Origin of the sequence: Lentzea rhizosphaerae, assembly GCF_042649515.1 — a bacterium.
GTDB classification, from domain to species: domain Bacteria; phylum Actinomycetota; class Actinomycetes; order Mycobacteriales; family Pseudonocardiaceae; genus Lentzea; species Lentzea aerocolonigenes.
This window is the reverse complement of record NZ_JBHRZI010000005.1, coordinates 233,731-260,099: the sequence shown is the minus strand read 5'-3', so window position 1 is coordinate 260,099 and position 26,369 is coordinate 233,731. Positions and strand designations below refer to the sequence as shown.

The 26,369-nt window shown below is 69.9% G+C and carries 23 protein-coding genes; 11 read left to right on the top strand and 12 right to left on the bottom strand.

Features of this window, described 5'->3' with window-relative positions:
• Window positions 1-16 precede the first annotated feature (16 nt).
• Together ACFOWZ_RS04305 and ACFOWZ_RS04300 are read right to left on the bottom strand one after the other, a co-directional pair.
• Window positions 17-886, bottom strand: a complete 870-nt coding sequence (locus tag ACFOWZ_RS04305; RefSeq protein WP_382368976.1) for a CU044_5270 family protein — start codon at window positions 884-886, stop codon at window positions 17-19.
• Window positions 879-1,448 carry an RNA polymerase sigma factor gene (locus ACFOWZ_RS04300; protein ID WP_382368973.1) on the bottom strand — a complete coding sequence of 190 codons (570 nt, stop codon included), beginning with the start codon at window positions 1,446-1,448 and terminating at the stop codon, window positions 879-881. Before ACFOWZ_RS04300 ends, ACFOWZ_RS04305 begins: the two co-directional genes overlap by 8 nt.
• A 182-nt stretch (window positions 1,449-1,630) precedes the next feature.
• Between ACFOWZ_RS04300 and ACFOWZ_RS04295 the strand changes: the two genes are divergently transcribed.
• The 3 genes from ACFOWZ_RS04295 (at window position 1,631) to ACFOWZ_RS04285 (ending at window position 5,141) form a co-directional block, all read left to right on the top strand.
• On the top strand, window positions 1,631-2,989 hold the full coding sequence (locus tag ACFOWZ_RS04295) for a trypsin-like serine protease (RefSeq protein ID WP_382368969.1): 1,359 nt from the start codon (window positions 1,631-1,633) through the stop codon (window positions 2,987-2,989).
• A gap of 110 nt (window positions 2,990-3,099) precedes the next feature.
• On the top strand, window positions 3,100-4,257 hold the full coding sequence (locus ACFOWZ_RS04290; RefSeq protein ID WP_382368967.1) for an NAD(P)/FAD-dependent oxidoreductase: 1,158 nt from the start codon (window positions 3,100-3,102) through the stop codon (window positions 4,255-4,257).
• Window positions 4,254-5,141 (top strand): RNA polymerase sigma-70 factor, encoded by an 888-nt coding sequence (locus ACFOWZ_RS04285; RefSeq protein ID WP_382368965.1) that lies wholly within the window; start codon window positions 4,254-4,256, stop codon window positions 5,139-5,141. Before ACFOWZ_RS04290 ends, ACFOWZ_RS04285 begins: the two co-directional genes overlap by 4 nt.
• A gap of 17 nt (window positions 5,142-5,158) precedes the next feature.
• On the opposite strand, the gene ACFOWZ_RS04280 is transcribed toward ACFOWZ_RS04285, so the two are convergent.
• Window positions 5,159-5,590 (bottom strand): hypothetical protein, encoded by a 432-nt coding sequence (locus tag ACFOWZ_RS04280; protein ID WP_382368963.1) that lies wholly within the window; start codon window positions 5,588-5,590, stop codon window positions 5,159-5,161.
• Window positions 5,591-5,708: 118 nt separating this feature from the next.
• On the opposite strand from ACFOWZ_RS04280, the gene ACFOWZ_RS04275 reads away from it, so the two are divergent.
• Entirely contained in the window at window positions 5,709-8,570 is a 2,862-nt protein-coding gene (locus ACFOWZ_RS04275; RefSeq protein ID WP_382368960.1) for an AfsR/SARP family transcriptional regulator, read from the top strand.
• Between the two features lie 120 nt (window positions 8,571-8,690).
• Here the strand turns inward: ACFOWZ_RS04275 and ACFOWZ_RS04270 are convergent, their stop codons facing one another.
• The 4 genes from ACFOWZ_RS04270 to ACFOWZ_RS04255 are packed head-to-tail and all read right to left on the bottom strand — an operon-like array spanning window position 8,691 to window position 13,101.
• Complete coding sequence (locus ACFOWZ_RS04270; protein ID WP_382368957.1) at window positions 8,691-9,083, bottom strand: MBL fold metallo-hydrolase; 393 nt, start codon at window positions 9,081-9,083, stop codon at window positions 8,691-8,693.
• A 10-nt stretch (window positions 9,084-9,093) separates the two neighbouring features.
• Window positions 9,094-10,527, bottom strand: a complete 1,434-nt coding sequence (locus tag ACFOWZ_RS04265; protein WP_382368954.1) for a hypothetical protein — start codon at window positions 10,525-10,527, stop codon at window positions 9,094-9,096.
• A complete protein-coding gene (locus ACFOWZ_RS04260; protein ID WP_382368951.1) occupies window positions 10,524-12,311 on the bottom strand; it encodes a flavin-containing monooxygenase in 1,788 nt (595 codons plus the stop codon). The genes ACFOWZ_RS04265 and ACFOWZ_RS04260 overlap by 4 nt, the downstream gene beginning before the upstream one ends.
• A gap of 28 nt (window positions 12,312-12,339) precedes the next feature.
• Window positions 12,340-13,101 (bottom strand): SDR family NAD(P)-dependent oxidoreductase, encoded by a 762-nt coding sequence (locus tag ACFOWZ_RS04255; RefSeq protein ID WP_382368948.1) that lies wholly within the window; start codon window positions 13,099-13,101, stop codon window positions 12,340-12,342.
• Window positions 13,102-13,184: 83 nt separating this feature from the next.
• Here ACFOWZ_RS04255 and ACFOWZ_RS04250 point away from each other — a divergent pair, with 83 nt between their 5' ends.
• Window positions 13,185-13,808 carry a TetR/AcrR family transcriptional regulator gene (locus ACFOWZ_RS04250; protein ID WP_382368945.1) on the top strand — a complete coding sequence of 208 codons (624 nt, stop codon included), beginning with the start codon at window positions 13,185-13,187 and terminating at the stop codon, window positions 13,806-13,808.
• A gap of 109 nt (window positions 13,809-13,917) precedes the next feature.
• A complete protein-coding gene (locus ACFOWZ_RS04245) occupies window positions 13,918-14,754 on the top strand; it encodes a class I SAM-dependent methyltransferase (protein ID WP_382368942.1) in 837 nt (278 codons plus the stop codon).
• On the opposite strand, the gene ACFOWZ_RS04240 is transcribed toward ACFOWZ_RS04245, so the two are convergent.
• Together ACFOWZ_RS04240 and ACFOWZ_RS04235 are read right to left on the bottom strand one after the other, a co-directional pair.
• On the bottom strand, window positions 14,736-15,122 hold the full coding sequence (locus ACFOWZ_RS04240; protein WP_382368939.1) for a hypothetical protein: 387 nt from the start codon (window positions 15,120-15,122) through the stop codon (window positions 14,736-14,738). The genes ACFOWZ_RS04245 and ACFOWZ_RS04240 overlap by 19 nt on opposite strands.
• An 18-nt stretch (window positions 15,123-15,140) precedes the next feature.
• Window positions 15,141-15,563: a hypothetical protein gene (locus ACFOWZ_RS04235; RefSeq protein ID WP_382368936.1), complete on the bottom strand. Its 423-nt coding sequence runs from the start codon at window positions 15,561-15,563 to the stop codon at window positions 15,141-15,143.
• A gap of 99 nt (window positions 15,564-15,662) precedes the next feature.
• On the opposite strand from ACFOWZ_RS04235, the gene ACFOWZ_RS04230 reads away from it, so the two are divergent.
• Window positions 15,663-16,592: a LysR family transcriptional regulator gene (locus ACFOWZ_RS04230; RefSeq protein ID WP_382368933.1), complete on the top strand. Its 930-nt coding sequence runs from the start codon at window positions 15,663-15,665 to the stop codon at window positions 16,590-16,592.
• Between the two features lie 125 nt (window positions 16,593-16,717).
• On the opposite strand, the gene ACFOWZ_RS04225 is transcribed toward ACFOWZ_RS04230, so the two are convergent.
• A complete protein-coding gene (locus ACFOWZ_RS04225) occupies window positions 16,718-17,908 on the bottom strand; it encodes an MFS transporter (protein WP_382368930.1) in 1,191 nt (396 codons plus the stop codon).
• 190 nt (window positions 17,909-18,098) lie between these two features.
• On the opposite strand from ACFOWZ_RS04225, the gene ACFOWZ_RS04220 reads away from it, so the two are divergent.
• The gene (locus ACFOWZ_RS04220; RefSeq protein WP_382368927.1) at window positions 18,099-18,584 is read left to right on the top strand and encodes a hypothetical protein; all 486 of its coding nucleotides are present in this window, start codon (window positions 18,099-18,101) and stop codon (window positions 18,582-18,584) included.
• 46 nt (window positions 18,585-18,630) lie between these two features.
• Here ACFOWZ_RS04220 and ACFOWZ_RS04215 read toward each other — a convergent pair whose 3' ends face one another.
• Window positions 18,631-18,930, bottom strand: a complete 300-nt coding sequence (locus tag ACFOWZ_RS04215; protein ID WP_382368924.1) for a response regulator transcription factor — start codon at window positions 18,928-18,930, stop codon at window positions 18,631-18,633.
• On the opposite strand from ACFOWZ_RS04215, the gene ACFOWZ_RS04210 reads away from it, so the two are divergent.
• The gene (locus ACFOWZ_RS04210; protein ID WP_382368921.1) at window positions 18,903-20,810 is read left to right on the top strand and encodes a S9 family peptidase; all 1,908 of its coding nucleotides are present in this window, start codon (window positions 18,903-18,905) and stop codon (window positions 20,808-20,810) included. The genes ACFOWZ_RS04215 and ACFOWZ_RS04210 overlap by 28 nt on opposite strands.
• Window positions 20,811-21,312: 502 nt before the next feature.
• On the opposite strand, the gene ACFOWZ_RS04205 is transcribed toward ACFOWZ_RS04210, so the two are convergent.
• Window positions 21,313-22,320: a methyltransferase gene (locus ACFOWZ_RS04205; RefSeq protein WP_382368918.1), complete on the bottom strand. Its 1,008-nt coding sequence runs from the start codon at window positions 22,318-22,320 to the stop codon at window positions 21,313-21,315.
• Between the two features lie 465 nt (window positions 22,321-22,785).
• Between ACFOWZ_RS04205 and ACFOWZ_RS04200 the strand changes: the two genes are divergently transcribed.
• Entirely contained in the window at window positions 22,786-24,570 is a 1,785-nt protein-coding gene (locus ACFOWZ_RS04200) for an ABC transporter ATP-binding protein (protein ID WP_382368915.1), read from the top strand.
• Window positions 24,567-26,303 carry an ABC transporter ATP-binding protein gene (locus tag ACFOWZ_RS04195; RefSeq protein WP_382368912.1) on the top strand — a complete coding sequence of 579 codons (1,737 nt, stop codon included), beginning with the start codon at window positions 24,567-24,569 and terminating at the stop codon, window positions 26,301-26,303. The genes ACFOWZ_RS04200 and ACFOWZ_RS04195 overlap by 4 nt, the downstream gene beginning before the upstream one ends.
• Window positions 26,304-26,369: the final 66 nt, after the last annotated feature.

The following is a 26,369-nucleotide window of genomic DNA, read 5'->3' as shown; positions in this document are numbered from 1 at the left end:
GGGGGGGGGGACCTGATTAGAGGCGGTCGCCCACCCTGTCGACGAACCCGGAGGCGTCCTGCGGCTCGTCCTTCTCACCGAGGTAGACGTACGTCTCCTTGTCGAACACCATCACGTGCGGCTTTGCCTTCGACCCCGGTGGCTCCGGCCAGGTGATCCCGATGCCGGGACGGCCGGACGAGACGTTCTGCACCACCGTCAGGCCCTCCACCCTGGTCGCCGCCTCGAACAACGCCGCCCGCTGCGGGCCCGGCAGGTACGACATGCGGAACATGGACATCACGTCCTTGCCGTACGAGTAGGTCGGTCGGCTCTTGCCGTTGCCCTGCAAGAAGTCCAACATGCCGTCGGCCGTGGTGGGGAGGTCGTCCCGGTACGAGCGGGACGGCGTGCAAGGCTCGGTTTCGCCTGTCGGCTTGTCGAACTTGTCCAGCACCTTCCTGCGGCCGCCCACGCAGCCCGGCACGGTGGTCGGCGCCTCGTTCTTGCCGCTGCCGATCCGGCCGTCGTGGGTGCCGTCGACGGAGAACCAGGCTTCCCACTCGCCGTCGCGCACGTAGTAGAACTGGTCTGGCCGGGGTACCACGTCGGGCTTCGAACGGGCTGTCGCCGCGGCGTGGTTCAGCAGCTGCACGGTCGTGTCCACCGGGGTGGTGGTGGGTGCCGCGGCCTCGGGGTGGGGCGTGTCCGGTGTGGTGGACGGCAGCACCATCGCCACGGCGGTCACCGTTGCCGCCACGGCGATCGTGGCGATGGCGATGACTCCGGCGCGGCCGCGTCCACGTGGCTTCATGCCCGCCACGAGCTGGGCGCGTGCGGACGCGAGCTGGTCCGCGGACTTGAGCGGGGTGTCGTCCAGTTCCCGGACGAGCTGAAGGTCATCCATTGTTGAGCAGCTCCTCGACCTCGGTGTGGTTGTTGGTTCCCAACGCTTCCCGGACCTTCCGGCGCGCGCGGTTCAGCCGGGACCGCACCGTGCCCACCGGAATCGTCAGCGCCTCCGCGACCTCGAGATAGCTGAGCTGCTCCCACGCGACCAGCAGCAGCACGTCCCTGTCCTCCGCGGACAACGCCGCCAGCGCGCCGGTCAGGATCGACCGCATGGCCTGCGCGGTGACGTCCGCGGCCACGCGGTCGGCGTGGTCGTCGACGGGCGGCCCCGCGGATGGCGGGCGGTGCCGGCGCACCTCCTCCCGCCGGTGCTGACCGACCAGGTTGGTGGCGATGCCGTACAACCACGGCCGGGCGTCCTGGCGGGAGGAGTCGTAGCGGTCGCGCTTCGTGAACGCCGCGAGGAACGTCTCGGCGAGCAGGTCGTCGGCGACCTGCTGCCCGAGGCGCCGGGCGAGGTAGCGCTGGATGTGGGGCGCGTGCCGGTCGAAGATCACGGCGAACTTCTCCGGCACGCGCAGCGACGCCTCGATGAGCTCCGCGTCGGTTGCTGTCATGGTGGCCTTTCGAGCGAAGGGTCTTCGCCCTGTTATCAGCAGAACGCCCCGATCGGGTTCACGGCAGGGCCTCCATCAGGCGATTCAAGATCCGTCCTAGGTTTGTCCTGGACGTCCGGCTCACCGTTCGCCCCACATTTCTACGTGGTTCGGAAAGGGTGTTCGTGAGAACTGGAGCCAGAGTGGCGAGGATCAGCCTCGCCGTCGCCACCGCCTCGGCGGTCCTGTCCAGCCCGGCCACGGCCGCTGTGGCGGTCGACCTGCCGGTCACCGCGACCGCCGTCGCGGTCATCACGCAGGACCCGCACGAGAACGACGCGCCGATGACGCACGCCCAGCGCATGGCGCTGGCGGCGGCGTCCGACCGGGCCGCGGTGTACCCGGCCGACCTCTCGGTCCCGTACGTCGCCGGCGGCAAGGTCGTCGCCACGGCAACAGCCACCGCCTCGTCCGATGCGCTCAGGGTGGGACGTGAGCCGTACAACGTGCCCACGACGGAGCCGGACCTGGGCTCCGACGACGGCTCGATCGTGAGTCCTCCGGTGGAGAAGGAACCGGTCGAGCCGAACCCGGTCGAGGACTCGGGTGCCACCGCCTCGTCCGTCCAGGCCACCACGGCCATCTCGCCGAACTTCACCACCGTGAAGTACAGCGCCGCGCAGCTGGAGGCGGTGCGGGACGAGGTGCTGACGCTGACCGACCTGCCCGGTGCCGCGTCCCTGGTGTCGGCCTACGTGGACGCGTCGAACAACCGCGTGCTGGTCGAGACGTCGGCTGTGTCCACCGAGCTGCGCCAGGCGCTGGCGGCCAGGTACGGCTCGGACCGGGTGGCGCTGTACCACCAGCCCGACCTGGTCCGGCCGGAGACGCAGGAGCGCGGCTGGGACGAGAGCCCGTTCGCGGGCGGTTCCGAGATCAAGAGTGACACCTGCACCAAGGGGTTCGGCTGGGTGCACCAGGGCAAGTCGTACATCCTCACGGCAGGCCACTGCACGTCGATGAACGCGGTCATCTCGTCCAACGCCGGGTCGGTCGGCAAGGTCACCGCGGACAACTGGAACAACAGCAAGGGTTCGGTCAAGTGGAACGGCCAGTCCTACTACTCGGGTGACCTGGCGATCATCAAGATGGAGGCCGGCAAGGCATCGACGACCCTGATCTACCGGGGTGGCCCCAACTCCAACAGCTACGGCACCGTCACCGACAAGTGGGGGCCGTCCGGCCCCGGCGACCGGCACTGCGTCGGCGGCCGGATCACCGGCGAGATGTGCGGGTTCAAGGTGGTCGCCTCCAACGTCACCGTGAAGTACAACGACGGCACGACCCTCAAGGCCGCGAACAAGTCGCTCCGCAACGGCAAATGCACGAGCAGGGGTGACTCGGGTGGTCCGGTCTACACGATCCGCAGCGACGGCAGCATCGCCGCCAAGGGCATCCACAGCGGGAGCGGCAGGAGCGGCAGCTGCCGCGAATACTTCACCGACACCTACCTGGCGGAGAAGGCGCTCCCAGGCGTGCTCCGCGTCAAGGCGCCGAAGTAGTTCAGCACGCCGGATCACCGCCGGATGTGACGCCCGTCACGCCATGTCACGTTCGTTCTCCCGCGGCCCGTCTCGTGGTCGTCATCTGATCTGGAGAAGGGGCAACGGCCGTGCACAGGATCGTGATTCTCGGTGCGGGATATGCGGGCGTCATGTCGGCGGTGATCACGGCGGCGCGCACCAAGCGCCGCGACGACGTGCGGATCACCCTCGTCAACGCGACGGAGCGGTTCACCGAGCGGCTTCGGTTGCACCAGACCGCTTCCGGGCAGGAGGTCGCCGACCTGCGCATCCCGGAGCTGCTGAAGGACACCGGCGTGGAGTTCGTGCGCGGTTGGGTCACCGGCATCGACGCCGCCGCGCACACCGTTCGCGTCGACGACGAGCAGGTGTTGGAGTACGACACGCTGGTCTACGCGTTGGGCGGGGTGGCTGACACCGCGGCGGTCCCCGGCGCCGACGACCACGCCCACACCCTGAACAGCAGGCGGGAAGCGGAGTTGCTGGCGCGGCGGCTCGCCGACGCAGGCACCCGCACGGTCGCGGTGTGCGGCAGCGGGCTGACCGGTGTGGAAGCGGCGGCCGAGATCGCCGAGCAGCACCCGGAACTGGGGGTGGTGCTGCTCGGCAGGCAGGAACCCGGCGCGACCCTGGGCGTCAAGGCCAAGGCGTACCTCGACGCCTCGCTGGAACGGCTGGGCGTGGAGGTGCGCAGCGGTGTCGAGATCGGCAAGGTGCTGCCGGACTCCGTCGAGCTGGTGGGCGGCGAAAGCGTTGCGGCAGACGTGGTGTTGTGGACGAGCGGGGTGCGGGTGTCACCGCTCGCGGCCGCGGCCGGGCTGGAGGTCGACGGGAACGGGCGCATCGTCACCGACGCCGCGCTGCGGTCGGTGTCGCACCCGGAGATCTACGCCGTCGGCGACGCGGCCCTGATCCGGCAGGGCTACGGCGTCCTGCACGGCACCTGCCAGAGCGGCATGCCCACCGGCGTGCACGCCGCCGAGTCGATCGTGCGGGAACTGCGCGGCAAGCGGCCCAAGCCGTTCCGGTTCGGCTACTACCACACGCCGGTCAGCCTGGGCCGCCACGACGCCGTTGTGCAGTTCACCAGGCCGGACAGCAGCCCCAGGTCGTTTCTGCTCACCGGTCGCAGGGCGGTCTGGTACAAGGAGACGGTGACTTCCTCGCCGTGGCCCACGTACCGCCGGCTCATGAGCATGCCCGGCATGGGCTCGGTCTGGCCGCGCGGTGGCCGGTTCACCCGATGAACGACGTCTTCGGCGAGTACCGCAACCTGCTCTTCTCGGTGGCGTACCGGATTCTCGGCACCGCGGCCGACGCGGAGGACGCGGTGCAGGACGCCTGGGTGAAGTGGTCCTCTTCGGACAGGTCCCAGGTGGCCGACCCCAAGGCATACCTGGTGCGGATCGTGTCGAACGTGGCGATGGACCGGCTGCGTTCGGCCAAGGTCCGGCGGGAGACCTACGTCGGCCCGTGGTTGCCGGAACCGATCCTGACGAGCGCGGCAGAAACGTCCACTGTGGACCTGGCGGACACCGTGTCGATGGCGGTGCTCGTGGTGCTGGAGACGTTGAGTCCTCTCGAACGCGCGGTGTTCGTGCTGAAGGAGGCGTTCGGCTTCAGCTACGGCGAGATCGCCGACGCAGTCGAACGGTCAGAGGCCTCGGTGCGTCAGGCGGCGCACCGGGCCCGCGAGCACGTGCAGGCCCGGCGCCCCCGCTTCCACACCGACCGCACCCGGCAGCGCGAGGTGACCGAACGGTTCTTCGCGGCCGCGACCGGTGGTGACATCAACACCCTGATGCAGCTGCTCGCGCCGGACGTGACACTGTGGACGGACGGCGGCGGCAAGGTGCGCCAGGCGATGCGTCCCGTCATCGGCGCGGACAAGGTCGCCACCTGGTTCGCGGCCATCGGCACGCGGCCCTACCAGGGCGTCGAGATCGCGGACATGAGCGCCGAACTGGTCGAGCTCAACGGCGGCGTGGGCGTGGTGTTCACCGGCGCCGGACGGGTGATCGCCACGCTCACACTCGACCTCGACGACACCGGCCGGATCGTCGCCCTCCACAACGTCGCCAACCCCGACAAGCTCGGCGCCGTCACCGGCCGGATCGTCCGCGAGATCTGACCGCACCCCTCGTTGGGTCAGTTGTCGAAGTAGAGCATGGCGCCGGGGCACTGGTACGGGCAGTGGAGCTCCGCCCTGTAGTTGCCGGCCCGCCAGCCGCTGAACCACCGGTCGTGCTCTTCCCCTCGCTTCTTGTTGTCGCGCACGATCTCAGGGTCGCCCGGCCCGTCCATGTACCGGATGAGGACGAACGAGTTGACCGGCTCCGGCTGACCGGGTTCCCACGGGGCATTCCAGGGGATGCCCGTGGTGGCGATGTGGGGAGTCGCGCCGGCGGGGACCCAGAGCGGTGCGGTCACGCAGATCCACTGGGTCACCCGGCAGGACCTGTCAGCCAGCACGGACGGTCCTCCGGTCTGCGCTGCGGCCGGTTGTCCCGCGAGCAGTGTCGATGCCAGCGCGGCCGCTACCGCGCCGACGGCCCCGAACTTGAGCTTTCCCGTTGCCATGTAATAGCCCCCTCTTTCTGATGCGCCGCTGTTTGCGACTACGCCATCACCGTGAACGCGATCGGTTTCACTGCGGTTTCATCGCCGCGGTGCCACTGTCGTGGTGGGGGAGGCCCTCATGAAGACGGAGTTCGGTGTGCTCGGCCCGCTCCGCGTCGCGGTGGAGGGAAAAGACGTCGATCTGGACCAGCCGATGCTCCGCCGTCTGCTGGCCGTGCTGCTCTGCGACGCCAACTCGCCGGTGTCCGCCGAAGCGCTCGCCGAGGCGCTCTGGGAGGCCAGCCCGCCCGCGTCCGCACGGAAAACGCTTCAGCTGTACGTGCATCGGCTGCGGAAGAAACTCGGTGACCCGGCGCGGATCGTGCACGGGCCCGCGGGCTACCGGCTCGTCGTGCAACCGGGGGAGTGCGACGCCGACGAGATGCGGCAGCTGGTCGCCGACGCCCACGCGACCGTCGATCCGGGGCGGCGTGCCGGGGTGCTGCGCAAGGCGCTGGCGTTGTGGCACGGTGTTCCGCTGGCCGAGTTCGCCGACGTGCCGGCCGTGCTGGCCGTGTCGGAGGCGCTGACCGACCGGTGGCTCGCGGTGCTGGCCGAGCGGGTGGACGTCGACCTGGAGCTCGGCCGGCACGACGATCTCGTGGCGGAACTGACCGAGGTGGTGGCGCGGCACCCGTTGCACGAACGGTTCCGGGCCCAGCTGATGCTGGCGCTGTACCGCTGCGGCAGGCAGGCGGACGCGCTCGCGACCTACCACCAGACGAGGGAGGTGCTGCGCGACGAGCTGGGCGTTGATCCGTCCGACGCGCTGCACACGCGGTACCAGGAGGTGCTGCGTGCCGATCCGGCACTGGACCTCCCGGTGCGGCCGCGCCGTCCCCGGCCGGCGCAGCTGCCCGCCCCGCCGCGCGACTTCAGCGGGCGCACCGAGGAGCTCAGCGAGCTGGACGACGCGGTGGCCGGCGCCGCCCTGGTGACGATCTCGGCGATCGCGGGTGCCGCCGGTGTCGGCAAGACCGCGCTGGCGCTGCAGTGGGCGCACCTGCGGCGGGCGGACTTCCCCGACGGCCAGCTCTACGCCGACCTGCGCGGAGCGGCCACCACGGAGCCGGTCGACGCGGCGCACGCGCTCGGCGAGTTCCTGCGGGCACTGGGCGTTCGTGCCGAACACGTCCCGCAGGACCTCGACAGCGCCGCCGCGCTCTACCGGTCGCTGGTCGCCGACCGCCGGATGCTCGTGCTGCTGGACAACGCGCACAACGCGGACCAGGTGCGGCCGCTGCTGCCCGGCACGTCCACGACGGTCACGCTGGTGACCTCGCGCAGCCGTCTCGGCGGTCTGGTCGCGATCAACGGTGCGCGCCGCCTGTTGCTCACGCCGCTGCACCCGTACGAGTCCCTCGAACTGCTCATGGCGCTGCTCGGCGGCCGGCGGATCGCCGCCGAACCCGACGCCGCGGCCGCCCTCGCCGAGGCCTGCGGTCACCTGCCGCTGGCACTGCGGATCGCCGCCGCGAACCTGCTGGACCAGCCCCGCCGCCGCCTCACCGACTTCGTCTCGGACGTGACTCGCAACCGGCTGAGCGCTCTCGCGGTCGACGACGACGACCAGGCCGCCGTGCGCTCTGTGTTCGGGCTGTCGTACGAGCGTCTCGAACCCGCGGCGCGCAGGGTGTTCCGGCGCCTCGGCCTCGTGCCGGACCTCGACGCCACACCCGAGATCGCCGCCGCGCTGGACGCGATCGACGCCGGACGCGGCGGCCGGCTGCTGGAGGTGCTGTACGACGCTCATCTGCTCGACAGCCGCACACCCGGCCGGTACGTGTTCCACGACCTGATCGGCTTGTACGCCAACGAACGCGCGCGGACGGAGGAGGACCCGCAGAGCCGCGAGGCGGCGCTCGACCGGCTCTACGCGTGGTACGTCGGCAAGCTGGCCGCGGCGGACCGGCTGCTCCTGCCCTACCGCCCGGCCATCGTCGAGGCCGACCCGGCGGCGCCGTTCGACAAGGCGCTGGAGGCACTGGCGTGGCTGGACGGCGAGAGGTCCAACCTCGTGGCACTGGTCCACCACGCGGTGTCCACGGGAAGACACGTGGAGGCGTGGCGGATCCCGTTCCTGCTGGGCGGCTACTTCGAGCACCGCGGCACGTGGTCGCTCGGCGCGTCCCTGCACCGGTACGCGGTCGACGCCGTGATGAAGCTCGACGCCACCCACGCCGAGGTTCCGGTCCGAGTGCAGTTCTCGATCTCGCTCGTGCACCTGGGACGCGTCGACGAGGCGGTGCGGGAACAGCAACGGTGTCTGGCCATCGCCAAGGAGACCGGCAACACGCAACGGGAAGCGGGGATACACAACAACCTCGGCTGGATGTACAACGAACTGGGCGACACCGTCCGTGCCGTCGCCTCGTACGAGGCCGCGCTGGAACTGTTCACGGCGGCCGACGACCGCGGCTACCTGGCCATCACTCTGCAGAACCTCGGCGACGCGAAGTCGTTGCTCGGTGACTTCGCCGGAGGTGTCGCGGATCTCGAACGGTCACTGGCGATCGCGCGAGAGGACGATCTCGTCGGCCAGCAAGGGGATTCCCTGGTGTCGCTCGGCCAGGTGCACGCGCGGGCGGACCGGCACCACGACGCGGTCCGGTACTTCCGCTCCGCGCTGGCACCCGTCGAAGAGGCCGACAACAAGATGACCCTGGCCCTCACGCACCGCGAACTCGGCCAGAGCCTTCGCGTTCTCGGAGACGCTGCCGCCGCAGCCGACGAGTTCGCCGTCGCAGCGCGGCTCTACCGCGACACGGACGACCTGCACCTCGCCGTCGCCGCCTATCTCGACGTTGCCGGAGTTCGCGCTGAGACGGGCGATCTGGACGCGGCAGGGCGCGCGTTCGACACGGCGAGGCAGCTGCACCTCCGCGCGCCCGACCCGGTCAACTCCCGCAGGCTCGACGAGACGGCGGAGCGGCTGGCCTGAGCGCTCCACAGTGGACTCGTGAACCTGGTGATCGGCGGTCACTGACGGATGAACGGCGCATTTGTTCACCTGAGGTGGACAAAAGCGCCGTTCATCCACGTCGGGACCGGCGCCGGCCTGTCACACCGCGCAGTGCAGCCGGGCACTGCCCGCGTGGAGCGTGATCTCGTCGCGGAACGAGACGGTGGGCGGGCGCACGGCCTCGACACCCCAGTCGGGGGTGGGCGACCACGCGGGCGGGGTGTTGGCCAGGATGAAGTCCTGCAGGATGCCCTGGCGGGTGTGCTCGTGCAGGTGCGTGTTCACCGCGAGCCTGATCGGCGCGTCGCCGGTGGCTGCGGCGAGCGCGTCCAGGAAGAGCCGGGTGCGGCGGGCGGTCGCGCAGGTGTCGATGACGACGACCTCGCCGTCCGCGTGCACCGCGCCGGCGTTGTTGATCCACCAGGTGCCGTCCGGCTGGATCCAGGCGTGGACGCCGGGAGCGACTTCCCGCAGTTCTGGCTGAGCAGTCATGACGGGCAACCTACTTGTGCGGAATCCGGAGCACGGTGCCACGTCCGGACACGTGGAGGGTGCCGTCCGGTGCGACGGCAAGCCCGGTGAACGCGCGCGGGCATCCCGGCATGCCGTGGGTGAACAACGCGCGGGCCGTTCCAGGAGGACTGAGCGGCAGATCGCCTGCCTCGGTCCTGATGTCACCGGTCACCAGGCCGATCGCCAGCACTCGCCCCCGGCCCGCCTCCACGACGAGCAGTTCGTCACCCCTGACGGCGATGCCCTGTGGCGCGGCAAGACCTTCCGCGATCGGCTGCCCGTCGTCGACCCGGTGCACGACGCCCTGCTCGTCGCTGACGTAGCACCGCCCGTGAGCGTCGAACGTCACGTCCACCGGCTCGGAGAACCCGTTCGCCACCACCGTGATCGCATCGTCGGCGTCGATCGCGATGATCCGTCCCGCACCTGTCTCCGCGACCACGAGGGCACCGTCGTCGCGCACCGCGATGCCGAGGGGGCAGCGCAAACCCTTGGCGCGCACCCTCCGTCCTGTGCGCACCTCGCCGTACTGCGAGGTCGTGTGCAGCTCGTCCCGGCCGGCGGCGATGCCGTGCGTGGAGCTGAGGGTGCGCTCGCCGGCCACACGGTAGTGGTCCGCCGCGTGGAGGGTGCCGGTGCGGTCGACCGCGAGACCGTACGGCCCGACGAGGCTCTGCGGCACGATCTGGCGGATCCCGCCGTCCGGGTGGACCTCCGCTATGCCACCGCTCGCGAAACTGGAGACGTACACGTGGTTGTCCTCGTCGACCGCGGCGTTGTCCAAGCCGAAGATTCCGGTCGTGATCACCTGCCGCCGTCCGTCGGGGGAGATGCGCGTGATGTCACCCTCGGGGCCGGCGGAGAGGACCAGCAGAGCGCCTTCGCGGTCGAAACGAACCGCCACCGGCATGTACACGCCGTCGGCGACGAGCTCCGGGGTGCCGCCGTCCGGCGAGATCCGGTGGACCTCGCCGGTCAGCATGTGCGGGTAGTGGAGGTGGCCGTCCGGGCCGAGCTGCATCGCGTTGGCCATCGGCAGGTCGCCGGTGAGCACGACGGGCTCGCCGCCGTCGGGGAACAGTTCCAGCAGCCGCCCGCCGGGGCGCATCTCGTTGACGAACAACCGGTTTCCCGCACAGGTGATGCCGTTCGGCACCTTCACCTCGTCGCTGACCAGCGTGAGCTCGCCGAGCGGGTCGCGCCGCCAGACCCGGCCGGGCACGAGGTCGGTGATGTACATCGACCCGTCGGCGCCGAACGCGATGTCGTCCGGTGACTGGACGACGCCGCCCGCCGGCACGACCACCTCGACCTCGGCCGTGGAGAGGTCGACGGCGCTGATGCGTCCACCGAGGAAATCGGCCACGTGCAGGCGCCCGTCCGGGCCGAACGCGATGCCGTTCGTGCCGTGGAAGGGATTCATCCGGGCATCACCATGACGTCGTCCATGCCGTTCCGCCGCCAGTCACGGAGGAGGGCGTGGAAAGCGGTGGCACCCTTGGCGAAACCCCGGCGCGGGTGGGGCTTGCCCTCGTTGTTGTAGTAGCCGGGAGTGCATTCGAGGTAGAACCGGTGGAGCTCCTCCGCGTTCTCGCCGAGCGCCGACACCCAGGCGTCCACCGCCTCCTCGCTCGGTTCGACCCACCGGGCGCCGCGCTTGCCCGCCTCCGCCACGACCGCCGCGATGTGGCTCGCCTGCTCGTCGAGGACGTGCGCGAAGTTCACCGACGCGGCGTTCTGCACCGCCCCCATGGTGAACAGGTTCGGAAAACCGTTGCAGTAGAAGCCGTGCAGCGTCCGCGGGCCCCGGCTCCAGTGCTGCAACAGGTGGGTGCCGCCGCGCCCGTGCACCGGCAGCCGGCCGGTGATCATGTCCGACATGGCCACCTGGAAACCGGTGGCGAAGATGATGCAGTCCACCTCGTACTCGCGGTCGCCGACCACGATCGCGTTCTCCGTGACGCGCTCGACGCCGCCGTGGTCGGCCGTGTCGACGAGGGTGACGTTGGGGCGGTTGAAGGTCTGGAGGTACTCGTCGCTGAACGTCGGCCGCTTGCAGGCGTAGCGGTACCAGGGCTTGAGCAGCTCGGCGGTCTCCGGGTCCTGCACGATCTCGTCGACGCGGGCGCGGATCTGGTTCATCTTCCGGAAGTCGAGGAGCTCCTCGGCGCGCTCGCGTTCCTCCGGCGTGAGCGAGCCGCGGTCCTGGCCCGCGGTCATCTTCCGCAACAGCCGGGCGCTGCCGGTCCACGCGTCCGCGACCAGGTCCTCGTCGGTCTCGTCGCCGCTGACGATGCCGAGGAAGTTCTCCATCCTCTCGCGCTGCCACCCCGGCCGCAGTGACGCCGCCCACTCGTCGTCGGTCGGCCTGTTGGCGCGGTAGTCCACAGTGGACGGCGTGCGCTGGAAGACGTACAACTGCTGCGCGTCGCGGCCGAGGTGCGGCACGACCTGGATCGCGGTCGCGCCGGTGCCGATCAGGGCGACGCGCTTGTCGGCGAGTCCGCTGAGGTTCCCGTTCGCGTCACCCCCGGTGTAGCCGTAGTCCCAGCGACTCGTGTGGAATGTGTGCCCGCGGAACGTGTCGATGCCGGGGATCCCGGGGAGCTTCGGCCGGTCCAGAGTGCCGTTGGACATCACCACGTACCGCGCCCGCATCCGGTCGCCGCGGTCGGTGGACACGATCCACCTGGCCGCATCCTCGTCCCAGCTCAGGCCGGTGACCGCGGTCTGGAAGCACGCGTCGCGGTAGAGGTCGAAGTGCTCGCCGACGGCACGGGCGTGCCGCCGGATGTCCTCGCCTGGCGCGTACTTCCACGCGGGGACGTGCCCGAGCTCGTCCAGCAACGGCATGTAGACGTACGACTCGATGTCGCAGTGGAGTCCCGGATAGCGGTTCCAGTACCAGGTGCCGCCGAAGTCGCCGCCCTTCTCCACCACCCGGATCGAGCCGACGCCCGCCTGCCGCAGCCGTGCCGCGGCGAGCAGGCCGCCGAGGCCGCCGCCGATGACGACGACGTCCACCTCGTCGTGCAGCGCTTCACGGTTGAAGTGCGGATCGGCGTGCGGGTCGTCGGCGTAGAAGCCGAACTCACCGGTGACGTCTCGGTACTGCGCGGAGCCGTCGGGACGGATGCGGCGGTCGCGTTCGGCCCGGTACCTGGCGCGGAGCTCGTCGGGATCGAAGCCGAGGTCTTCGGAAAGCACGGGAGAACCTTTCGCTGGGTGGGGTTTCTCAGACCGCGGACCAGCCGTTGTCGACCGGGAGGACGACGCCGTTGATGTTCGAGGCGGCGTCGGAGGCGAGGAAGACGATGGCGTTGGCCTGCTCCTCCGCCTGCGAGACACGGCCGATGTTCTGCATGTACCTGCCGAAGACCTGAGGTCCGTGCGCGGCGGGGTCCATGTTCAGTGCGATGCCCGTGGCCACACCGCCCGGTGCGATGGCGTTCGCGCGGATGCCGGACTCCCGGTACATGACCGCCACCGAGCGCGTCAGTCCGATGAGGCCGGTCTTCGACGTCGTGTACGCGAGGCCGGCGGCACTGCCGCGCAGGCCCGCCTCCGACGCGGTGTAGACGATGGAGCCCTTGCCCTTGGCGAGCATGTGCGGCAACGCGGCACGGGTGAGCTTGAACGGCGCGGTGAGGTTGACGCCGAGGACGCGCTCCCACTCCGCGTCGGTGACGTCGGCCGCCGCGCTCATCGAGTCGGTGATCCCGGCGTTGCACACGAGCACGTCCAGGCCGCCGAACTGCTCGACCGCCGTCGCGACCACCTCGTCGACCACGGCGGACTCGGTCAGGTCACCCGCCACGGCGACTGCGGTGCCGCCGGCCGAGGTGATCTCCTCGGTGACCGTCTTGGCCGCCTCGGCGTTGATGTCGGCGACCACCACCTTCGCGCCGAGCTGCGCGAACTGGAGGGCCGCGGCCCGCCCGATGCCCGATCCGCCGCCGGTCACGACGACGCTGCTGCCGTTCAGATCGTTGTTCATACCCCCCACCATAGCCACTTATTGGCACGGAGTGCCAGTATGTCGCTGAAGGACAAGAAGTAGGATGTCCGGACGGAGGTGACATGCCCAACCAGCAGACCCGCACTTCGGAGCGCACCGGACGACCGCCGCTGACCGAACGGCGCAAGGCGGAGACTCGCCTCGAGGTGGCGCGCGCGGCCGTCGGCCTCTTCCTGGCCAAGGGGGTCGCGGGCACGTCCGCCGAGGAGATCGCGGCCGAGGCGGGCATCTCCGTGCGCACGCTGTGGCGCTACTTCCCGAGCAAGGAGAGCTGCGTCATGCCGCTGCTGACCGGCGGGATCGAGCACACGGCCGCGTGCCTGCGTGCGTGGCGCCGCGACCAGGGCGTCTCGGACCTGCTCGTGATGCTCACGTCCGGCCGCATCGGATCGCCCGGCGAGCTGACGGCGATGATGAACTTGGTCCGGCTGGCCCGGACCGAACCGGGCCTGCGCGCGGTCTGGCTGGAAGCGCACCGGGAGGCGGAACCCGCGTTCGCCGAGGCGCTCGCCCACCGCGCGGGCCTGGCCGAGCCCGACCTGGTCACCGCGATCCAGGCGGCGATGATCAACAGTGCGTTGCGGGTGACCGTGGAGCACCACGCGTTCAACACCGAGACGCCGGAGTCCCTGGCGGCGGCGACGGCGGAAGCTCTCGTGATCGCGGCGCAGGGGCTTCCGACGTAACGCGCGCCGCAGTGGCCCTCCTCGCTCGCGAAGAGGGCTTGCGGTGGGCCTGAAGTTGTTGCGCCGGAACGGATCCGCGTCACCGAACCTTCCTGTTACGGTGGCAATCATGGGGAGACGACGACTTTCGCTCGGCACCACCCAGGAGACCCTGCTGATCCCGTTGTACGGCAGGGCGGTCGAGTCGAGGAAGAAGCGGCCGGCGCTGCACGACGCCAAGGCCGTGGAGATGGTCGGCTCGATCGACTACGACTTCGCCAAGTTCGACGGCGGCCGCAGCCTGCTCGGGTCCGTGTTGCGCACGCTCATCTTCGACGGCTGGGTGCGGGCGTTCCTCGCCCGGCATCCCGGCGGGACCGTGGTGGAGATCGGCACCGGGCTCAACACGCGGTTCGAGCGGCTCGACAACGGTGCCGTGCGGTGGTTCGACGTGGACCTGCCGGACGTCATCGACCTGCGGCGCCACTTCTTCGCCGACGACGAGCGGCGGACGATGATCGCCTGCTCGGTGCTCGATCACGCGTGGACCGACGTCGTGCGGGAGAGCGATGGGCCGTACCTCATCATCAGCGAGGCGGTGCTGCTCTACCTGTCCGAAGAGGACGTTCGCACTGCACTGTCCCTGATTTCCAGCAGCTTTCCGGGTGCCGAGGTCGCCTTCGACACCGGTTCCCGGCTCATGATGGACTTCCAGCACCAGCACGACTCGCTGAAGAAGGTCGACGCCGTCATGACGTGGGCGTGCGACGAACCGCGGCGGATCGAGGACTGGGGGATCGGTCTGCGGCTGCGCGAGTCCCGGACGGTCGCAGAGCCGCAGGTCGCCGTCCGGCGGGCGCTGCCGGTCCGGTACCGGGTGATGCTGCCCGCGCTGCGGTGGTTCGCGGCCCGCAAGGTGGGCAGCTACCGGCTGAACCTCTTCGGGGTTCACAGCGCGCCGGAGTAGAGCACGCAGGCCCGCGCGCTGTCGCCGGCGAACCCGTCCAGCGGCAGGCCGAACGCGCCGCGAGCCGATGCCGGTGGCAGCGCGGGAGACCCGGCGACGAACGGATACAGTCCACTGAGGACGGAAACGGCGTCGGCGGGACCGACTTCGGACGACAGCAGGGACAGCACCGCCTCCGGCAGGTCGTCGAGCGAGGCGGCCTGCCACTCGTGGACCGCGGTGAGGTCGCCGTCGCGGACGAACATCCACGCGCCGCCCTGGTCGTCGGTGCTCAGCAACAGGACGACCAGGTCCTTGCGGATGATGTCGCGGGGGAGCGCGAACAGCTGGACCGCCAGCTGACGGCGCGGTCCGCTGAAGCAGTACATGCCCCAGTGGTGCACGGCTTACAGCGCGATCACGAAGGCGCGGACGGAACGGTCCGCGGCGTAGGCACCGAGCGCGTGACCGAACGCGCCACGCGGGGTGGGCGGGCACGGAACCAGGCCGTGCTCGACGAAGCCGCCGTGCTCGCCCAACGCCGCCTCGATGCCGTCACCGGCGTTCATCAGCAGCGACATGATCCGGATCGGCAGCGCGCCGAGGCTCGCACCGTGCCAGCTCGCGACCGGGCCGCTGTCGTCGTCGGCGTGGGTGCGGGAGAAGACCCGGATGTCGGCCGCACGCTCGCTCTCCACCAGCAGCGCGTACCAGGTGTGCCCGACGATGGTGCGGGGTAGTGCGTACACACTGCGCGTCACCGAGTCCGGGGTGCCCGCGAACGCGAAGCAGCTGATCTCGGTGACGGCCCGCGCCGTGCTCTCCCGCATGCGTGCGACTGTAGGAGGGGCCCGGCGGGGCACCCAGTCGGTGAACCACCCGTGCGGTGAACTCCTGCCGGGGAAATCCCCTACCGATACGCTGGCCGCATGTTCGACTTCGACCGGTTGCGCGCGCTCGTGGCGGTCGCCGACCACGGGTCGATGACCGGTGCGGCCGCGGCACTGTGCCGCACCCAGCCGTCGGTCTCGCGCCAGATCGCCGCGCTGGAAAGGCAGGCGGGCGTGCCGCTGCTCGTGCGCTCGCCGACGGGCGCCTCGCTGACGCCCGCGGGCGCGCTGCTCGTCGAACACACCCGCGGTGTGCTGGATCGCCTTCATCGCGCGGAACGCCAGCTCTCGGCGCTCGGCGGCGACGGCGGCTCGCTGACCATCGGCTCCTTCAGCAGCGCCAACACCACGTTGCTGCCGCGGGCGTTTCACGACTACGTGACGAGGAATCCGCGCGCTGCCAAGCCGTTCGTGCCGCAGACCGACCCGGAACGCCACCTGGCCGACCTGCGTGCCGGCCGGCTCGATCTCGCGCTGGTGACGGAGTGGGACCTGCACGCGCAGGACCTCGACGGGATCGAGCTCGTCCCGCTCGTCGAGGACGAGCTGCTGGTGGCGTTGCCGCGCGACCACCCGTTCGCGCGCGAGCGGCTGACGCTCGCGGACCTCAGCGACGACACGTGGATCGACGGCGCGCATCCGGACTGCCTCGGGCCGCTCGACGGTTTCGTGTCGGCGGTGTCCGTGCACTGCGACGACTGGACTGGCAAGCAGGGACTGGTCGCTTCCGGGGTGGGGGTGATGCTGTTCCCGTCGCTCGCGGTGCCGAGCGTGCGCCGTGACGTTGTGGTGCGTCGGCCGTGTGACGAGATTCCGCGCCGGCGTCTGTACCTCGCGTGTCCTGCGGGTGCGCGGAGGGTGCCAGCGGTGTCGTCGATGGTGGAGTCGGTGCGGGCGGCTGCGGCTTCGTTGCCGGACCGGGCTTCGGTTGGTGGTCGGGGTGGGATTTCTGGGCGGAGGTACGAGTAGGTGATCGCGAGCGTGGTCGAGGTGGCGCCTGGGGGAGGAGCGCCCCACGACCACGCCCGCGATGCCGGTGCACGCCCTCGCGCGCACCGACCGCCGCGGTCGCGCCTTCGCCTGCCCACCAGACGTCAGCCGGCGACCGGAGTCCGTTTCCTCGCCAGCGGCACCAGCAGCGACCCCGCCGCGACGACGGTGGTGACTGCGGCGGCCACCGCCCCGGCCCCAGGGGAGTAGCGCTCCACGAGCACGCCCGCGATCCCGTTGCCCGCCGCGAAGCCGACCCAGTTGGCCGCGATCAGCACCGCGAACGCCTGCGATTTGGTGGCGTCGGTGCTGTAGTCGCCGACGAGCATGGTCTGCAGCGCGTCGGACGGTCCGTTCACCGCGCCGGCTACGGTGAGCACCACGAGGGTTGCCACCGCGCCAGGGCCCAGCCCGATCGTGGCCACCAGCAGACCGAACAACGTGAGTGCGCCGACCAGTTGCAGGAGCGGCGATCCCGGCAACCTCATGCCGCCGTAAAGGAAACTGCCCAACGCGCCACCACAGGCCATGGCGGCGAGCAGCACACCCGCGCTCATCCGCAAGCCGTCGGCGTGGGCGACCAGCGAGACTTCCAGCGCTCCCAACGAGAACGCGCCCAGCACGACTACCGCCAGCAGGTGTGCGAGCCTCGGGTTCCGGTGCAGAGCCAGGTTTTCCACGTCTTCGAGACGGTCTAGTTCGATGGCGCGCACGGCCCGTGCGCCGCGCAGCCACCACGTGCCCGCCGCGGAGGTCACGGCGGTGACCACCACCGCGTAGATCGGTGCCAGCACCGCGACGACACCGGCCACGATCAGCGGGCCCGCGATGAAGACGGTCTCGGTGAGCAGGCCGGACAACGAGAACAGCGTGCGCTTCGCCTCCTCGTCGGTGACCCGGGCGATCACCGTGTTCGAGATGGCGCCGGCCGGTGGGGTGCACGCGCCCGCGAGGAACGCCAGCACGGTCAGCGCGGGCGGCCACGGTTGCGTCATCGCGGTCAGGACGAACAGGGTGAAGCAGGTCGACTGGAGCACCGACGCGACGGCCAGCGCGGTTCGCGGGCCGCGGCGGTCGGCGATCCGGCCCCACAGCGGTGAGGTGAACGCGAGCGCCACGGCGTAGGCGCCGGACACGGCTCCTGCGCTCGCATAGCTGCCGGTGGCGCGGTGTGCGACCAGAAGCAGTGCCAGCACCACCATTCCCGCGAGCAGCCGGCAGGCGAACGCGGCCCCCATGACCCTGGCCATGCCGGGGATCGCCAACGCCGTGCGGTACCGGGTCAGTGCGGTCATGAAGCCACGATCGCGGTGGCCCGAACTCGCGGTCAAATGATCGTTCAGTGCAGGGGTATGCGTTCCGCGCATGTCTCCTTCCTTCTCCTGTCAGTGAAATCGCCCAATCGACCGGGTGCGGCGTGCTCACTACCGTGGGTGAAGTCCTCTCAGGACGTGGCGAAGAATTCTTGCAGGAGGGGAAAAATCGATGGCTGTTGAGATTTCTCGGGCCCCGCAGCAGGTCGAGGCCAAGGTGCAGAAGTGCATCACGGCCGCGTGGGACTGCCAGTCGCACAGCTTCATGGGATCGCCGGAGACCGTCGAGGCCAACCTCGTCGCGTTGCCGGACGACCTCGTGCAGCGGCGCGTGTACATGCTGATGATCCAGGGCGACGACCGCGCGGAGGCACGCGTCTTCGAGCGGTTCTCGTTGGAGGACACCGACGGCACCGTCTCCACGTGGGCAGAGGGCGACCTCGGTGAGCTCGTCACGCAGATCACCGACGTGCTGGTCCGCAACCGCGGCGTGCACTGCCCCGGCGAGCAGGTGAAGGCGACGATCACCGAGGAGCGCGACTTCATCGTCGAAGGCCCGTCGGCCGCGCCGAAGACGGCGGCCGAGGCGTTCTCCGGCCCGCTGGCCGCGTTCAAGAACGACAAGTTCGTCCAGGCCACCGTGATGATGCTCTGCTGATCCGGCGCACGAGAAGGGGACGGCGACCGCGCCGTCCCCTGGTGGGTCACTCGGCGATGGCGGGTACCGGCTCCGGAACGCCTCCTTCGAGCAGCCACCGCGCGATGATCGCGGCTCTGCTGTGCACTCCGTAGCGCACGTAGAGCCGTTGCAGGTGGGAGTCGACGGTGCGCGCGGACATGCCGAGTCGTTGCGCGATCTCCTTGTCTCCCAGACCTTCGGCGATGAGGGACAAGATCTGTGCCTGACGTGGACTCAGATGCACCAGCGCTACCCCCGAAACCAGTTGTTCAGTATGAAAATCATTATCGTGACGAAATGACGCCGGTGACTTCCGCGCGACCACAGGATTGTCCGAAGGAATTGCCGTACGGCACCTGGCCGTCCCCGATCAGCGCCGCCGACGTCGCGCGCTCCCGCGTCAGGTTGTCCTTCCCGCAGGCGGCGGGCGGGCAGGTCTGGTGGCAGGAGTCGAAACCGGGTGAGGAAGGCCGGTGCACGGTCGTGCGCTCCGGCCTGATCGAGCTGGCGGCACCGTGGAACGTGCGGAGCACCGTGCACGAGTACGGAGGCCTTTCCCACCTCCCCGTGCGCGACGGGGTGGTGTTCTCGAACTACAGCGACCAACGGGTGTACCTGGCCGACGGCGGAGGCGTGCGCGCGCTCACTCCCGCGCCGCACGAGCCGGAAGCGCTGCGGTACGCGGACTTCGCTCTCTCACCGGACGGCGCCTCGGTGTTCTGCGTGCGGGAACGGCACGACGACGACCGCATCACCAGGTCGATCGTGGTGGTGCCGCTCGACGGCTCCGGCGTCGTGCGCGAGGTCGTGTCCGGCGCCGGCTTCTTCGGGTTCCCCACCCCGTCACCGGACGGCACCCGGATCGCGTTCGTCTGCTGGAACCACCCGAACATGCCGTGGGACGGCACCGAACTGAGAGTGGCGGACCTCGACGGCGGGCTCGGCAGCGTGGTCATGGGCGGCCAGGCCGAGTCCGTGCTCGCACCGGTGTGGTGCGGCGACGCCCTCTACGCGGTGTCCGACCGGTCGGGCTGGTGGAACCTCTACCGCGCGGACCTGAACGGCCGTGTCCGCGCGTTGTGCCCGCGCGCCGAGGAGTTCGCGGAACCGTTGTGGGAGCTCGGAGACCGCACGTTCGCGGTGTTGCCCGACGGGCGGCTCGCCGTGCTGCACGGGCGCGGCGACCTGCGACTCGGCGTGCTCGACCCGGACACCGGGATCCTCACCGACGTGCCGACCCCCTACACGTCGTTCATGCCCACGTTGTCGGCGGACGGCACGGTCGTCGCCTGCATCGCGGGGGCGCCGGACCGCCCGCTGGCCGTCGTGCGCATCGACGTCGCGACCGGGGCGACCGAGTGCCTGCGGGCCGAACTGGAGGAGCTGCCGCACACCGAGTACCTGCCGCGCCCCAGAAGGCTCGAGCTCGACGGCATCGGCGGACACACGGTGTACGCGCTCGACCATCCGCCGTCCAGCCCGGTGGCGCGGGCGCCGGAGGGTGAGTTGCCCCCGTACGTCGTGTGGGCGCACGGCGGTCCGACCGGGCACGAGGTCGGGCTGGCCGATCTCGCGAAGGCGTTCTTCACCAGCCGGGGAATCGGCGTGCTGGACGTGAACTACGGCGGGTCCAGCGGGTACGGGCGCAGGTATCGCGAGCGGTTGAACGGCCGGTGGGGCGTCGTGGACGTCGCGGACGTCGTCGCCGCCGCCCGGTCGCTGGTGCAACGCGGCCTGGCCGACGGCAGGAGGCTCGCGATCCGCGGCCCGTCCGCGGGCGGCTCGACCGCGCTCGGTGCGGTGACCACCGGTGTCGCAGCGCACGGTCCGACGTTCGCGGCGGCGGTGTCGTACTTCGGCGTCGCGGACTTCGAGGCACTCGTGGCGCTCACGCACGACTTCGAGTCGCACTACCTGGACGGCCTCCTCGGACCGCTGCCGGAGTGCGTCGAGACCTACCGCGCGCGGTCGGCGATCGGCCACGTCGGCCCCGGAACGTGTCCCGTGCTGTTGTTGCAGGGCAAGGAGGACCCGGTCGTCTCGCCCGCGCAGGCCGACGCCATGGTCCGCGACCTCGACGCCAACGGCATCGCGTACGAGCACCTCGTGTTCGACGGTGAGGGACACGGCTTCCGGCGCGCCGAGACGATCATCGCCTGCCTGGAGGCGGAATTGCGGTTCTACCGCACCCATCTGGTTTTCTGATACTGATGGAGGGCCCCCGGACGCGCGCACTGCGTCCGGGGGCCCTCGTCATCGCGCGACTACATCACTCAGTGACTGCACGTGGGACACGTGCAGTTCGTGCACGTGCAGGCCTCGCACGTGTCGTTGCAGTTCGGGCAGTTGCACTGGGTCTCACTGAGCATGAGTACCTCCCCTGATAGTGGAATTGCCATATCAACCTATGGCGATTCCACTATGACTGACCGTCAGTCAGTCGCGGGAGACCGCAGGCTTCATCTCTCGGCAAATCCTTCGGTCGTCCACGCGACGACTGGTCGGGTGGTGGCTGACAGTGCGATCTGCATGCTGGTCAGGGGGTGCCTCGGCCGACCGTGCCGCTGTGGATCGCCGGTGTGGTGGCAGCCCGGCGTCGCTGAGCTGCGGTGGTGCGGATCGTCCAGTTCGGACACGACGACGCCCGAGGTGCACGCCTTGATCACGCGTGCGCCTCGGGCGGCGTCGTCGTCACGAAGGGTCGCGGTCAGTGCGGCTTGCGTCCCAGCATGGTTCCGTTGGCCCCGGCTGCATCGAGGTCGATGTACTCGAGGTCGGTGAAGCCGGCCTCGGTCAGCCAGCTCTCGTACTCGCCCCTCGTGTAGTTGGCGCCGCCGGTGGTCTCGACGAGCATGTTGAGGCTCAGCAGTGCGCCTTCCAGCGGCCCGTCCCTGTCGTCGGAGATGAACTGCTCGCAGATCACGACCGTGCCGCCGGGCTCGATGGCGTCGTACACCTTGCGCAGCAGGACGACGTTGAACTCAGGACCCCAGTTGTGCAGCACCGTCGACAGCAGTGCGACGTCGTGTCCGCCGGGAAGTTGTTCGTCGGTCAGGAAGTTGCCGGGCGCGGCGGAGATGCGGTCCGCCATGCCTGCCGCAAGGGCTGCCTGCTCGATCATCGGGCACACCGACGGCAGTTCGTACACCGTTGTGTGGAGCTGTGGGTTCACCTTGCCGAGCTCGATGCCGTAGATGCCGCTGCCGCCACCGACGTCCAGCAGCCTCTTCGCGCCGGAGAGGTCGACGGCCCTGGCCAGGGTGGCCGCGGTGTAGGCGGAGAGCGACCGCATCGCCGAGTAGAACAGCCTGGCCTCTTCCGGCGAGATGCCCTCGAACGGAGTGGCCTGCGTCTTCGGGTCCCAGCCGACCGGTGCGTTGGTGCGCAACGCATCCGTCAGCCGATCCCACGAGTGGTAGGCGCGGACGTCTTTGAGCTTCACGTAGTCGCCGAAGTAGTGTTCCTTGCCCATTACGAGGAACTCTTCGGCCACGGCGGAGTTCCGGAAGTACTCGCCTTCCGACTCGAGCAGTTCCATCGCGGTGCAGACGGTCAGCAGCATCCCGGCGGGTCGATCAGCGAGGCCGAGGTCACGGCAGATCTCCGCCTTCGTCGCGGTCGTGACCTTGGACAGGTGGTTGAAGAGGCCGAGGTCCACGGCCGCCGCCAGTGCCTTGGTCATCCCGAAACCGCTCGCGATTCGCATGAGCGGCATCGGGGTGACCACATTCGTATTCGCAACCACGCCATTTCCCCTTGGTGGTGAAGACGAAAAGTTGAGTGAATCCCCAGAAACCGTCGCAGAGTCCGTGCACACCAACATGACTGACGGTCAGTCATCACTGTAACTCAGGCCGGTCTAGTTGGGAACCTTTTGCATCAACGGGTCAAAGCCGTGCACACCGTGGTCGTGAAGGGCGGGGCGCGAGGGCGGGCGGGGCGGGCGAGGCGCTGAGTCGGAACCCCTGGACGAGCGGACCGCGGCCGCCGCGCACCCACGTGATGTCCGCCGTGCTGGAGCCGCAGACTCGGGACGTCTTCCGGGGCGGCCTCGGGGCCGTGGCCGACGGCTTCCTCGCGCGCCGACCCTCTTGCTTGTTGGAAATGGGTTTCGTTTACCATGGGCCTATGCGTATGCTGTACGCACGAGGTGATCAGGGGGAGGACTTCTGTTGTGACCATGACTGTTGATGCGTCAACTACTGTTGCGGAGGCCGAGTCGAGCCAGCGCGACACCGAGAGGCTGCGGGTCATGGACCTCCTCGGTCCGGTGCGGGGACGGCTTTTCCTGGGCACCGCGATGGCGTTCGTGAGCTCCGTCCTCGGGCTGCTGCCCTACGTGGCGGTGGCCGAGATCGCCGCGTTGCTGCTGACAGGTGGAGCGCGATCGGCGGTGGTGTGGTGGGTCGTCGCCGGTGTGCTCGGTGCCGCCGGGCGGCTCGGGCTGCTCGTGGTCGCCAACTTCGTCACCCACTACGCCGACGCGGACCTGCAACGGCATCTGCGCACCCGGCTGGCCAGGCACATGGCCACCGTGCCGCTCGGGTGGTTCGGTGGCCGAGGCTCCGGTGAGCTCAAGAAGGTGATGGACGACGACATCGAGGACATGCACCACCTGGTGGCGCACGCGATGCTCGACGTCGCCAGTGCCGTTGGACTGCCGCTGGCCGCGATCGTCTACCTCGTCACCGTCGACTGGCGGATGACGCTGGTGACACTCGCGTTGCTGCCGTTGTCCGTGCTGGCCATGCGCATCGCGCACCGCACCATGCCGGCCAGGATGGCCCAGTTGATGGATGCGCAACGCAGGATCAACAACTCGACGATCGAGTACGTCGACGGGATCCAGGTCATCAAGGCGTACGGCCAGGACGGCGGCGCGTACCGGCGGTTCTCGTCCGTTGTGGACGAGTTCTGCGACGTGCTGGCGGCGTGGACGCGAGAAGCGGGCAAGGCGATGTTCGCCAACATGGCGCTGCTGTCGCCCGCGTCGGTGCTGGTGGTCGTGCTCGGTGCGGGAACGGGACTCGTGGCCGCCGGCTGGCTGCAGCCGGTCGACCTGCTGCCGTTCGTGCTGGTGGGTGTCGGGCTGCCCGCGCCGTTCATGACGCTGCTGCAGGGCACGCAGTCGTTGCGCAAGGCGCGTGTGGCCGCGCAGCACGTCTCGGACGTGCTCGCCGAGGCGTCGCTGCCCGCGCCGACGCGCCCGCGGGTGCCGTCCACGTACGACGTGAGGTTTTCCGCCGTCGACTTCTCCTACGACGGCAGCAACAAGGTGCTGAACGACGTCAGCGCGTCGTGTCCACAAGGGACGGTGACGGCGATCGTCGGGCCGTCCGGGTCGGGCAAGACCACGATGACCCGGCTGATTCCGCGCTTCTTCGACGTGACAGGTGGCGCCATCGAGATAGGTGGCGTCGACATCCGCGAGATCCCGCAGCACGAGCTGCTGCGGCGGATCGCCATCGTGTTCCAGGACGTCGTGCTGGTGCGCGACACCGTCAGGGAGAACATCCGGCTCGGCCGGCCGGACGCGACGGACGCCGACGTCGAGGCCGCCGCGCGGGCCGCGCGGATGCACGACGTGATCGAGAAGATGCCCGAGGGCTACGACACCGTGGTGACCGGGCGCGGCGGCGTGCTGTCCGGTGGTGAGCGGCAGCGGTTGACGATCGCCCGAGCGATCCTGCAGGACGCGCCGATCGTGCTGCTGGACGAGGCGACCGCCATGGTGGATCCGGAGAACGAGGTCGCCGTCCAGGAAGCGCTGTCCGAACTGACCAGGAACCGGACGCTTCTCGTGGTGGCACACCGGTTGCACACCATCGCGCACGCCGACCAGATCCTCGTGCTCGACGGTGGCCGGATCATCGAGCGCGGTACCCACGACGAGCTCGTCGAACGCGACGGCAAGTACGCGCGGATGTGGTTCATCCAGCAGATGACGACGGAGGCGGTCCAGTGATCAAGCGGTTGCTGCAGATCTGGCCGCACGGCCGGATGTTGAACATGCTCACCGGCAGGTACGTCGTCATCGGCGTGCTGCAGGGCTGCCTGCTGGTGACGATCATCCCCTTGCTGCGGGCCGTGCTGGCCACCCCGCCTGATCTCGACGCCGCCGTGCGGTGGCTCGGCGTGGTCGTCGTGCTCGGGTTCGCCTACCTCGCCGGGGTGTCGTGGGCCAAGGCGCTCGGTTACCGCACCGCCAACGAGATCATGCGGGACCTGCAGCACGACGTCGGGCGGCACCTGCGGCGGCTGCCGCTCGGCTGGTTCGTGGGCAACCCGTCGGGCCGGCTGGCGCGCGCCGTCGCACAGTCGACGCCGTCGGCGGCGAGTGTCGTGTCGCACGTCTGGCCGGAGCTGGTGCAGTCGATCGCCACGCCCGCGACCGTGGTCGCCGGGGTGTTCTTCATCGACTGGCGGATGGGCGTCGCGTTCCTGGTGACCGTGCCCGCCGCGATGATCGTGACGAGGTGGTCGGGTCCCGTGGTGCGGGACACCCAGGGGATCATGGACGACGCGTCGGCGGAGGCGGCGGGGAGGGCGATCGAGTTCGCCCAGGCACAGCCGGTCTTCCGGTCCACCGGGCGCGCGCTCGAGGGCTTCGCGCCGATGGAGCGGGCGCTGGACGAGCAGCGGCGCACCTTCCGCAGCGCGCTGACCAGACTCACGGTGCCGCAGCTGGTGTACGTCGGCGTCGTGCAGCTGGGCTTCACGATCGTGCTGATCACTGGCACGTGGCTCGCCCTGGGTGGTGAGCTGACGGTGCCCGACGTGGTGGCGCTGCTCGTGCTGGCCACCCGGTTCGTGGAGCCGCTCGCCCAGGTCGGCAACCTCTTCGGCGCGATCCGGTCCGCCGACATCGCCGTCGAACGGGTGTCGGAGGTGCTCACCGCGGCCCCGCTGCCCGAACCGGGCACGTCGGCACCACCGGCCACGGCGGAGATCGAGTTCGACGACGTCACGTTCTCCTACGACGGGCGGCCGGTGCTGCGCGAGCTCTCGCTGACCATCCCGGCCGGTGCGATGACCGCGCTCGTCGGACCGTCCGGCGCGGGCAAGACCACGCTGCTGCGGCTGATCGCGCGGTTCTGGGACGTCGACAGCGGCGCGGTGCGGATCGGCGGGACCGATGTGCGAGACCTGGCCTCCGGCGACCTGATGGACCAGATGTCCATCGTCTTCCAGGACAACTACCTCTTCGACGGCACGATCGAGGAGAACGTGCGGCTCGCCGCACCGGACGCCACGGACGAGCAGGTGCGGGAGGCGGTCACCGCAGCCCGGCTGGACGAGGTCGTCGAACGCCTGCCCGACGGCTGGCAGGCGCGGGTCGGCGAGGGCGGGTTGTCGCTGTCCGGCGGTGAGCGTCAGCGTGTCGCGATCGCCCGTGCCCTGTTGAAGGACACGCCGATCGTGCTGCTCGACGAGGTGACCGCGGCGCTCGATCCGGAGAACGAGGCCGCGGTGGCAGCGGGCATGAGCGCACTCGCCGCGCGGGGCAAGACCATCGTCGTGATCGCCCACCGGCTCTCGACCGTCGTCAACGCCGACCAGATCGCGGTGATCGACGCCGGCACGGTGATCGAGCTCGGCACGCACGACGAACTGATCGAACGCCGTGGCCGGTACGCGGGCTTCTACGCCGAACGGTCCCGCGCGGCGGGCTGGCGGATCACGTCAGGGCCGCGGTGATGAGGATCGACCACGACGAGCACAAGCGGGCCGCGCAGGACGGCGGCTTGGCCGAGTTGCCGGAGT